This is a genomic window from Allobosea sp. 01N443 (assembly GCF_056399325.1).
Genome location: NZ_JBFTRC010000369.1, coordinates 1 through 1,879 on the forward strand (window position 1 = coordinate 1; position 1,879 = coordinate 1,879).

Below are 1,879 nucleotides of genomic sequence, written 5' to 3' on the forward strand. Positions count from 1 at the left end.
CTGCTCGGTCAGGCCGCCATGCGAGCGCAACGGCTCGGTCAAACCCGCCAGGTCGTGCCGCGCGGCGCTGGTCCCGAGCACCTTGTGGCGGGTCGAGATCACCACGATGTCGCCGATCCGGTCGGCCGGGAGCGAGAAGCGGGCGCAGGCAGCGCCGCTGTCCAGCACGACCTCCACGCCGTTGGTGGCTGCGAGCTCGGCGATGAGCGCCCGGCCGTCCGTTCCCTCCGACAGATAGATGGTAGCGAAGGAGCCGAGCGCGCCGTGATGGGCGACATAGGGGTCGGTGATCGGCAGGATCACGCGCGCCTGGCCGGCGCCGCATCGCGCGTCGACCCAATCCTGGAGATAGAGCACATCGGGCTCGCCCGAGGCGAGGTGCTTATCGTTCATGCCGTGATCGGCGGTGAGCGCCAGCACGCAGCCGAGCGCATCGAGTTCGCCGATATAGCGATCCATCATCGCATAGAAGGCGTTGGCTACCTCGCTGTCCGGTGCGGCCTTGTGCTGGATATAGTCGGTCGTCGAGAGATACATGACGTCCGGCCGGAACGTCCTGATCAGCTTCACGCCCGCTGCGAAGACGAACTCCGAGAGATCGGCCGAGTAGACCTCCGGCAGGGGCTTGCCGACGAAGGAGAGCAAGTTCTCGATGCCGTTCTCGGCCAGCGTCGCCTTGTCGGCCTTTTCCGAGGAGAAGGCGATCGAGCGGCCGCTCTTCGGATCCAGGCCCTTGCCGAGCAGGGTGCGAAGCTTGTCCTTGGCGGTGACGACGGCAACCTTGGCGCCGGCCTCCTCAAAGGCCTGCATGATGGTGCCGGTGCGCATGAAGCGCACATCGTTCATCATCACCTCTTCGCCGGCCGCCCGATCGTAGAAATAGTTGCCCGCGATGCCGTGGACTGCCGGCGGCTGTCCGGTGATGATCGAGATGTTGTTCGGATTGGTGAAGCTCGGGATCACCGAGCGCGCCAGCCGGTAGGAGCCGGCGCGCAGCAGGCGGTCGAGATTGGGCGCCAGTCCCCTGGCGATGGCCGCCTCGATATAGCCGGGCTCGGAGCCGTCGATGCAGACCACGACGGTCGGAACCTCCGGCAGGCGATAGCTGCGGCCATTGGCGGCCACGATGTTAGGGGCTCGCGTGAGCATGGGTCTTCCTTTCGAGAAGCGGACTTGGCGCTTCAGCGACATGGGCTGGTCGAGGCAGGGGGGAGCGCGGGCGGCCCGCGCCGGGAAGGTCAGTTGACCGTGGCGAGGGGCGCCACGGTCGAAGGGCGTTAGCGGATCATGGCCCGGACACGCGATGAGATGAGATCGGCCGCAAGCACCATCGCCAGGATCATCAGGATGCAGGTCGCGGTATCCTGGTACTTGAAGAGCTTCATGGAGGAGACGAGCTCGAAGCCGATGCCGCCGGCGCCCACCATGCCGAGCACGGTCGACTGCCGGACATTGGTTTCCAGCCGGTAGAACACCGTGCCCAGCCAGGTCGGCAGCACCTGCGGCAGGACGCCGAAGAAGAAGGTCTGGAAGGGCCCGACGCCGGCCGAGCGGAAAGCCTCCAGCGGTCCCTCGTCGATATCTTCCATCGCCTCGGCGAAGAACTTGCCGAGCATGCCGGCCCCGTGGATCGCAAGGGCCAGAACGCCCGCGAAGGGGCCAAGGCCGATGGCGGCGACGAAGATCAGCGCCAGGATGATCTCGTTGATGCCGCGCATGCAGTTCAGCACCTGGCGCGTGGCGTGATAGACGACCGGGCTCGGGCTTAGATTACGGGCCGCAAAGAAGCAGATCGGCAGCGCGATGACGACGCCGAGCAGCGTGCCCCAGACCGCGACCTGCAGGCTCTCCAGCGCCGGCTTCCAGAGTCGATCCAGAA

General features: G+C 66.3%; 2 protein-coding genes. Both read right to left on the minus strand.

The window, feature by feature from the left end; genetic code table 11:
- A partial coding sequence (gene phnA, locus AC1DRP_RS36400) for a phosphonoacetate hydrolase (RefSeq protein ID WP_476771115.1) occupies nucleotides 1-1,149 on the minus strand: 1,149 nt, incomplete at its 3' end.
- 128 nt (nucleotides 1,150-1,277) lie between these two features.
- The coding region (phnE, locus tag AC1DRP_RS36405; protein ID WP_476771116.1) for a phosphonate ABC transporter, permease protein PhnE at nucleotides 1,278-1,879 on the minus strand (602 nt) is incomplete at its 5' end.